The sequence below is a fragment of the [Flexibacter] sp. ATCC 35103 genome (assembly GCF_001975985.1).
GTDB lineage: Bacteria > Bacteroidota > Bacteroidia > Flavobacteriales > Flavobacteriaceae > Flavobacterium.
This window is the reverse complement of sequence record NZ_MTQF01000022.1, coordinates 1-9,704: the sequence shown is the minus strand read 5'-3', so window position 1 is coordinate 9,704 and position 9,704 is coordinate 1. Positions and strand designations below refer to the sequence as shown.

The window sequence follows — 9,704 nt, the reverse complement described above, 5'->3', positions numbered from 1 at the left end:
AACTGCTCTTTTTCTTCTGTACAGAGGTAGCTGAAACTTTCAACAGGCGCCGCAGAGTTTTCCAATAATTGTGTCAGTAAAAATTCAAAATGAGAAAATATTTCTTTTATAAAATCATTTTCATATATATCGGTGTTATATTCAATTGCCAGTTTTAAACCATCATCTTCCGAAAAAGTAAAACTCATATCAAATTGAGAAGTTTTATTTTCAAGCAAATAATTGCTTATCTCAAGATTTGTTAATTCTTCTCCACTATTAATATTATTAAGCTGGTTTTGGTTCTGTAAAACAACCATTACATCAAATAATGCTGAACGGCTTGTGTCTCTGATTAAATCCAGTTTTCCCACTAATTGGTCAAACGGATAACTCTGATGTTCATAAGCTTCCAGTAAAATTTCTTTTTCGTGCGCCAGTAAATCTAAAAAGCTTCCGTTTTCTTTAAATTGGGTTCTAATCGCCAAAGTGTTTACATACAAACCAAGCTGATTTTCTAAATCCGGATGGTCTCTGCCTGCTATTGGAGTTCCTAAAATAATATCGTTGTGCCCTGTATAGCGATGCAAAAGAGCATTTATACCAGTCATTAAGGTCATAAACAACGTAACATCAGACTCTTTTGAAAATGATTTTAACTTATCTAAAAATGATTTAGAATAACGATGTGATTTAGTTTCTCCATTATAGGTTTGTACTACAGGGCGAGTCTTAAAAGCTGGAAGCTCCAGTATTGGTAATTCTCCCTGAAATTTATTTAACCAGTACTGCTCTGAGATTACATGTTTGTTTTGCTGTAATTCGTCATTATTCCATACGGCATAATCTTTATACTGAATACTTAGATCTGCTAAATCAATTTTTTTAGATTGCAAAAGCGCATTATAAGCTTTTACAATTTCAGAAACTAAAAGTTCTATCGACCATCCGTCACCAATGATATGATGTATCGATAAGCAAAAAACAAATTCTTGTTCTTTTAGTTTAATAAGCGAAGCCCGTATTAGTGGTCCGTTTTCTAAATCAAACGGAATACTGTTCTTTTTTTGCAAATAAGCATTAATTGCCTCTTCCTTATTTGTTGTTAAAGTAAAATCTTCCTGAATTATTTTAAAATCTACGGACGCTGCAGGAACAACATATTGACGAATTTCTCCGGCTTCGTTTGTTTTGAAGTTCGTTCTTAAAATTTCATGACGGTTGATTAACAGCTTAAAAGATTCTTCAAATTTATCTGCTTCAATTAATCCTGTTAATCGAATAGCGGTAGAAATATTATAAGCCAGTGAACCACCTTCAAATTGGCTGAGTATCCATAAGCGATATTGAGCGGCTGATAAAGGATATGATTCTTCTGTAGCAGCTTTAGGAATAGCAATATATGCATTGCCTTGTAATTGCCTGCTTATTTTTTCTATAGTCTGGCTTTCAAAAAACACTTTAAAAGATACTGTTTTCCCTAATTGCTTGTGGATTTGATTGATTACCTGAGCCACCATTAAACTGTGACCTCCTAATTCAAAGAAATTATCTAAAATACCAATTTTTTCAAGACCTAAAACATTTTGCCATATTAAGGCCAGCTTTTGTTCTGTCTCGTTTCTTGGGGCAATATATTCCTTCAATACTATATCTTCTCCTGAAATTTCCGGCAATGTTTTAGTATCGACTTTTCCATTAGAGGTTAATGGCAATTCTTTCAACACGATATAAAAACCCGGAATCATATATTCCGGCAGTTTTTCTTGCAGATACTGGCGTAATTTTGATTTATCTAAATCATCAGATACCAGATATGCAACCAATACTTTTTCTTTATTGACTTGTTTTACGGCAACAAAAACCTGTTTTAAGCTTTCTGAATACTGCAAAATTATGCTTTCTATTTCTCCAGGTTCTATCCTGAATCCTCTGATCTTAACCTGATGATCATTTCTGTTTAAAAATTCAATATTCCCATCCGGCAATAATCTGCCAAGATCTCCGGATTTATAAATTCTTTCTGCTATTTTAAATGGATGCGGTACAAATTTAGTCGCAGTTAGCGCTGGCTGATTTAAGTATCCTCTTGCCAAACCATCTCCGCCAACACAAATTTCACCCACAGAACCTATAGGCTGTAGTTCATTATTTGCACTTAAAATATAACAATCAGAATTTGCTATTGCTTTTCCTATCGGAATAGTATCCTGCGAAACTTCGACATTTTTTACTTCATAATAAGAAGAAAACACCGTGTTTTCTGTTGGCCCGTAAACGTGAATTAAATGAATCCACGGGTATTTATTTTTAAATTTTAAAGTATGATTTACAGATACAAGTTCACCTCCAAACAATACATATCTGATATTTTTTAAATCCAAATCACTATCTGTCAGATTATTAAACAATGCCGTAGTAATAAAAAACGTATTTACATTTTGATCTTTTATTAACTTGCCCAAAGAAGACATGTCTAAATAAGAATTCTGTACAGGAATTATTAAAGCTGTCCCGTTTAAAAGTGCTGAAAAAATATCAAAAACAGATCCATCAAAAGAAAAATTGGATAAACTCAGTATATTGCCAATTTCATCTGTCGCTATAAAGTTGGTTTGTCTTACTAAGCGAATGACATTTTTATGCTCTACCATTACACCTTTTGGGTTTCCTGTAGTTCCTGAAGTATAGATTACATAAACCAAATCATTAGCATGGTTTATTTTTTCGGGATTCTCTGTCGAATACTGCCCTTTTATCGCATTAAACCTTTTTAATTCTTCGTCATTTATTACAACTTTACTTTTACTATCCTGTTCTATATAAGCTATTCGCTCTTCCGGATAATTAATATCGATTGGCACATATGCGGCTCCGGATTTTAAAATACCCAGCATTGCAATAATCGTTTTTTCATTTCTGTCAAGCTTAATACCAACTAAATCATCTGCTTTAATTTGGTACTGCTCCCTTAAATATCTTCCTAATTGATTCGCTTTTTCGTTGAGTTCTTTAAATGTCAGCTTTATATCTTCAAACACAACGGCAATATTATTGGGTGTATGTAATGCCTGCTCTTCAAATAATTCAATTATGGTTTTATCTTTTGGATAATCGGTTTTATTGTTATTAAAGGTTAACAGCAATTGCTGCTTTTCTTCTGCCGACAGATAATCTATTTTAGAAATACTAATTTCAGGATTTGATAACAATGCCAAAAAGATGTTTTCTAAATGCAAAAACATTCGAGCTATTAAAGAGCTATCATAAATATCTGTATTATATTCTATTAAAAGACTTAATCTCTGGTTTTCCATAAAAGTAAAACTCAGATCAAATTTTGAAATTTTATTTATAAGACCATAACCACTTACCTGAATATTAGATAATTCTTCGGTATTAAGGTTATTCAATTGCCCCTGGTTTTGTAAAACAACCAAGACATCAAATAAGGCAGAACGGCTTGTATCTCTGGATAGATTTAGTTTGCCAACCAACGAATCAAAAGGATAATTCTGATGCTCGTATGCGCTTAAAAGTGTTTCTTTTTGTAAATCCAGCAGCTCAGAAAAATTCATTTCTTCTTTTAGCTGTGTACGAATAGCCAGCGTATTAAGATACAATCCTAATTGATTTTCTAAATCAGGATGTTCTCTTCCTGCAACAGGCGTACCCACTATAATGTCGTACTGGTTGGTATAACGGTGCAATAACGTATTTACAGCAGCCATTAAGGTCATGAAAATCGTAACATCCTGATCTTGTGAAAAGGCTTTTATTTTATCTGTTAATTCTGTTGAAAATTCATAGCTTACACGATCTCCGTTATACGTTTTTACTAACGGGCGAGTTTTAAAACCTGGTAAATTCAATACCGATATTTCTCCTGAAAACTGATTAAACCAATATTGCTCTGAATGTTTTTGTTTTTCCTGCTGTAATACTGCATTTAACCATACCGCATAATCTTTGTATTGTAGGGTTAATACGGGTAATGTAATTTCTTTTTCTGCTATAAGTGCATTGTAGCTTTTTACTATTTCGGCAATTAATAATTCCATTGACCAGCCATCACCAATAATGTGGTGCATAGACAGGTAAAAAACATACGTTTCTTCTTCTAGTTTTATTAGACTTGCACGTATAAGCAAATCTTTTTCAAGATTAAAAATAACATTATTGTTTTCTTTTAAATAAGACTGAAGGCTTTCTTCGGGATTATTCTCTAAACTAAAATCTTTTCTTGACAATGCAAAAGCAAAAAGGTCTGCAGCAGTAATATATTGACGGTTTTCGCCTTCGTCGTTTGTTTTGAAATTGGTTCGTAAAATTTCATGACGCTTTATCAATAACCTAAAGGATTCTTCGAGTTTATCTGCATTAATTTTTCCTTCAAACTTTACGGCAGCAGGTATATTATATGCCAGAGACCCACCCTCTAACTGGCTTAGAATCCAAAATCTTTCCTGCGATGGTGACATCGGATAAGATTCCATCTCCGGAGTATTTTCAATTGCAATATAAGTGTCGTCTTTTAACTGATCTGCTAAAGACTCAATCGTAGGATTTTTAAAGAAATCACTAAATGAAATACTTTTACCGGATTTTTTATATAATCTGTTAATGACCTGAACCATAACTAAACTATGCCCGCCCAATTCAAAGAAGTTATCGCTTATTCCTATTTTTTCTATTCCTAAAACTTCTTCCCAGATTTTAATCAGATCTTCTTCTGTTTCATTACGCGGAGCAATGTACTTATTCTTTATAATATCCTGCGAATCAACATCCGGTAAGCTATTTCGGTCTATTTTTCCGTTTGATGTCAGAGGAAGTTCTGTTAGCGCTACATAAAAACCGGGAACCATATAATCCGGTAAATTTTCATTTAAAAAAGCACGTAATTCTGACTTGTCGATTACTGAATCTGATACAAAATAGGCGACTAGATTTTTGTCGGCATTTGATTCTTTTACCGTAACAACAACATGTTTTAAATCTTCTGAATATTCTAAAATCTGATTCTCTATTTCTTCAAGCTCAATTCTGTGTCCTCTAATTTTTACCTGATGATCTTTTCTGCCTAAGAACTTAATATTACCATCAGGAAGCCAATATCCAAGGTCGCCTGTTTTATACATTCTGCCTTGCATAAAAGGATTGTGAATAAATTTTTCTGATGTAAGCTCCGGATTATTTATATAACCTCTGGCCAAACCGGATCCGGAAATATAAATTTCACCAGATTTTCCCTGAGATTGTAATCCCTGATATTCATCTAAAATTAAAATGGATGTGTTTGAAATTGGAGTACCTATTAAAATAGATTCATCATTTGGTTTTACTTCATAAACAACACAACCAACAGTAGCTTCAGTTGGGCCGTATTCATTATAAATTTTAATTTTAGGATTTATTTCCCTTAATGTATTTACATGACTTCTACGAAGTTCTTCTCCTCCAACTATTACTAATTCGATGTTACTGTCTTTTATACCTAAACTTTCTAAAATGCTTATATGAGAAGGTGTTAGTTTAACACAGGAAATTTTACTTTGAAAATATTGCTTAAGAATATTGGATATTTCTTTATCGGCATCAAACAAATACAAACTTCCGCCACTAACTAAAGGTAAAAACAAACTGGTTAGTGTTAAATCAAAAGATAATGAAGTAAACAAACCAAAATTTGTATTTGATAAACCTCCTTCTAAATAAGCCGATTTGGCCCAATACAGATAATTGGATAACGACTCATGTTCTATCATTACTCCCTTTGGATTACCTGTTGATCCAGAAGTATAAATAACGTAGGCCAAATTTTTGACATCTATTTCTAATTTCTCAAAATTTGCATTGAATTCTGAAGATTCAAACTCTACATCTATAGCAAAAACAGCTCCTTCATAGAAACCCAGATCCAATAAATACGATACCTCAGTTATCAATAATTTTATTCCGGCATCTTCTGCAACAAACGATTTACGGGCAGCAGGCAATTCAGGCTCAATAGGCACAAATACAGCGCCTGCTTTTAATATTCCTAATATGGAAATAATCGCCCATTCGTTTTTATTTAACTGAGTCCCTACAGTATCGCCCTCTTTTATACCATATTCTTTTATTAAGCAATCAGCCAATTGATTAACTTTAATGTTAAATTCTCTATAGGTTAATTGTTTTCCTTCAAATACCAAAGCGATATTCTCTGGTGCTTTACTAACCTGTTCTTCAAACAAATCAATTATCGTTTTTTCTTTTAGATAATATATTTCTGTATTATTAAAATCTATCAGTAATTGATTTTTCTCTTTGTCTGTTAAATATTGGATGGTCTCAATTATGCTGTCAGGATTGTCTAACAACTGCATCACTAAGTTTTCAAAATGGGCAAACATTTTCTCAATTGAATAAGCATCATAAATATCAGTATTGTAGTCAATTACAAGATCTAACTCCTTTGATTCTATGAAAGTGAAATTAAGATCTACTTTTGCTACCTTATTTTTAAAATCATATTCGCTTATTTCTATTCCTTCAAGTCGCGGTAAAGCAGCAATATCTGTTTCTGACACACTCTTAAAATCGATAATAACATCAAATAAAGCAGAACGGCTGGCATCTCTTTTTAAATGCAGTTTTCCCACCAATGCATCAAATGGATAACTTTGATGCTTGTAAGCTTCTAATAAAACTTTCTTTTCTTTATTCAGTAAATCCAGAAAACTTAAATTCTTTTCAAATTGAGTTCTAATAGCTAGTGTATTTAAATACAACCCTATCTGATTCTCTAAATCCGGATGTTCCCTGCCCGCTATCGGAGTTCCTAAAACAATATCGTTTTGTCCCGTATATCGATACAAAAGACTATTTATACCAGTCATCAATATCATAAATACAGTAACATCATTTTCTTTTGAAAATAATTTTATCTTGTCTGAAAAACGCTTTGAGAATTTATGCCTTAAACGATCTCCATTGTAGGTTTGTAACTGCGGACGAGGTTTAAAACCAGGCAGATCCAATATCGGTAATTCTCCTTTAAACTGATTAAGCCAATATTGCTCTGAAGCTTTGTATTTTTCCTGCTGCAAGGAAGAATTTAGCCAGACTGCATAATCTTTGTATTGTATTTTTAAATTTGGTAAATCAATTTCTTTTTCTTTTATAAGAGCATTATATATTTTTATAATTTCAGAAATTAATAATTCCATCGACCAGCCGTCAACAATAATATGATGCAGAGAGAGAAATAAAACATAATCATCTTCCTTCAGTTTAATTAGACAAACCCTTAATAATAAGTCCTTCGTCAAATCAAACGGAATACTATTTTCTCTTTCTAAATAATCAGCAATCATTGCTTCCTGATCCTCTACTAAACTATAATCTTTGCAGGTTATTCTAAAATTCAGCGATTCTTCCGCAACAATATATTGGCGGTTTTCTCCATCTTCATTTGTTTTGAACTCAGTTCTTAAAATCTCATGACGATTAATTAATATTTTAAAAGATTTTTCGAATTTTAGAATATCTATTCTTCCTTTTATTCGAACTGCTGCCGGAATATTATAAGCCACTGATCCACCTTGAAACTGACTTAATATCCATAATCGGTATTGCGAAGCAGACAACGGATATGATTCTGATACTGGTGCCGGATCAATAGGTGTATAAAGATTATACGATCTGCTATTGTCTTTTAAAAATTGTAAAATCTCTACCTTATTTTTCTTGATTTCTTCCAAAAGTAAATTTGGAATTTCATGATGATCGAATTTTAATTTCAGATTTTCATTATCTAAAGAAACATGAATTTTATTTTGTCTAAGCCTGTCGATTAACTCTCTCATTATATAATTATTTCATTTTTAAAATCAAGACTAGTATGCAACCACTCTTTCTCATTTATTATGGCTGCTATAGCTTGTATTTCTCTTTTGAATAAAATATCTCCTATCGAAATTTCTACATTAAACTCTGTTATGATTTTTTTTATCACAATCATAGCATTTAAGCTATGTCCGCCCAATTCGAAAAAATTATCTGTAACTCCTATTTCTTCTATATTCAAAACTTCTTTCCATATCAAAACCAATCGTTCTTCTGTATCGTTTCTTGGGGCTACAAATTCTTTCTTTATAATATCTTTTTCTTCGATATCAGGTAAAGCTTTTCTATCTGTCTTTCCGTTAGGTGTTAATGGTAATTTTTCTAATTGTATGTAAAAATTTGGAACCATATAATCCGGAAGTCTTTCCTGAAGAAAACTGCGCAACTCAGATTTATCAATATTTATAGCAGATACAAAATAGGCAGCCAGTACTTTTTCATTATTTACTTCTTTTAATTCTAAAATAACTTGTTTTAAACTTTCAGAATACTTTAGAATATTTTTTTCAATATCGCCAAGTTCAATTCTATAACCCCTTATTTTAATCTGGTTATCATTTCTTCCTAAAAACTCAATCTCTCCTTTGTAGTTCCATTTACCAACATCTCCGGTTTTATACAATAAACTTTTATCATGAAATGGATTTTTGATAAAGCTCTTTTTTGTTAGCTTTTGATTTTTATAATATCCTTTCGCCAATCCGTCTCCACTTATATAAATATCGCCTGATACTGCTATTGATTTCGGTTTTAAAAACTGGTCCAGAATATATATTTGTGTATTATTTATCGGTGTTCCAATATTAGAAGCATCAAAAAAATGTTCTATCTTTTTTACACTCGACCAGATAGTGGTTTCCGTTGGCCCATACATATTCCACACCTCTAAACTTCTGTTTAATAAATCTTTGGCTAAGGATTCACTCAATAAATCACCACCGCAAAGCATTTTTGTCTTTTTGTTTCCATGCCAGTCCATATTAAATAATAATTGGTAAAAGCTTGGAGTTGATTGAATTATAGTAGGTTGTATTTGCTCTAATTTTTCTATAATAAGAGAAGGATCAGATAAGACTTTCTGATTGGCAACATACAAAGTAGCTCCTGAAATTAAAGGCCCGAAAAACTCTAAAATTGAAATATCAAAAGAATAAGTCGTAACCGAGAAAAATATATCTTTTGAACTAATTCCTGGTTTTTCTTGCATACTGCACAAAAAGTTAATCAAAGATTGATGTCCTATTTCTACCCCTTTTGGATTACCTGTTGAACCTGATGTATAAATTATATAAGCTGTGTCTTCTGGCGATACTTTTACAGTTAAATTTCCTTCAAATCGGTTTGTGTTTTCTAAAATATCTTCTAATGATATTTTAGATAAGTTTTTAGCTCCTTCCAATTCGTATTCATTTTCACTGATAAGTATTTTGCTTTTACTATTTTCAATAATATATCTTAATCTGTCTTTTGGAAAAACGGGATCTAATGGAATATAAGATCTGCCTGATTTTAATATGCCTAATAAAACTGCTACCATATCAACAGATCGATCTAATAAAATTGCAATTCCTGATTTATCATTTTCACCAAAAGTGTCAATAAGATATGCTGCTATTTTGCTTGATAATTTGTCAAGTTCCGAATAGGAATAAAATCTAAAATCATCCTTTAATGCTACTTGCTCCGGTGATTTTAATACCTGCTGTTCAAACAAATCGATTATGGTTTTATCCGCAGGATAATCTGCCTTCGTGTTGTTGAAACCGTTTAAAAGTTCCTCTCTTTCTAAAGCCGTAATGTAATCGATCTTGTCAATACTCATTTCCGGATCT

2 protein-coding genes are annotated in these 9,704 nt (G+C 32.0%); both read right to left on the bottom strand.

Going from position 1 to position 9,704, the window contains the following annotated elements:
- On the bottom strand, positions 1 to 7,832 hold a 7,832-nt coding region (locus BXU01_RS23955), incomplete at its 3' end, for a non-ribosomal peptide synthetase (RefSeq protein ID WP_083696226.1).
- A partial coding sequence (locus BXU01_RS23950) for an amino acid adenylation domain-containing protein (protein WP_123774174.1) occupies positions 7,832 to 9,704 on the bottom strand: 1,873 nt, incomplete at its 5' end. The genes BXU01_RS23955 and BXU01_RS23950, both read right to left, overlap by 1 nt.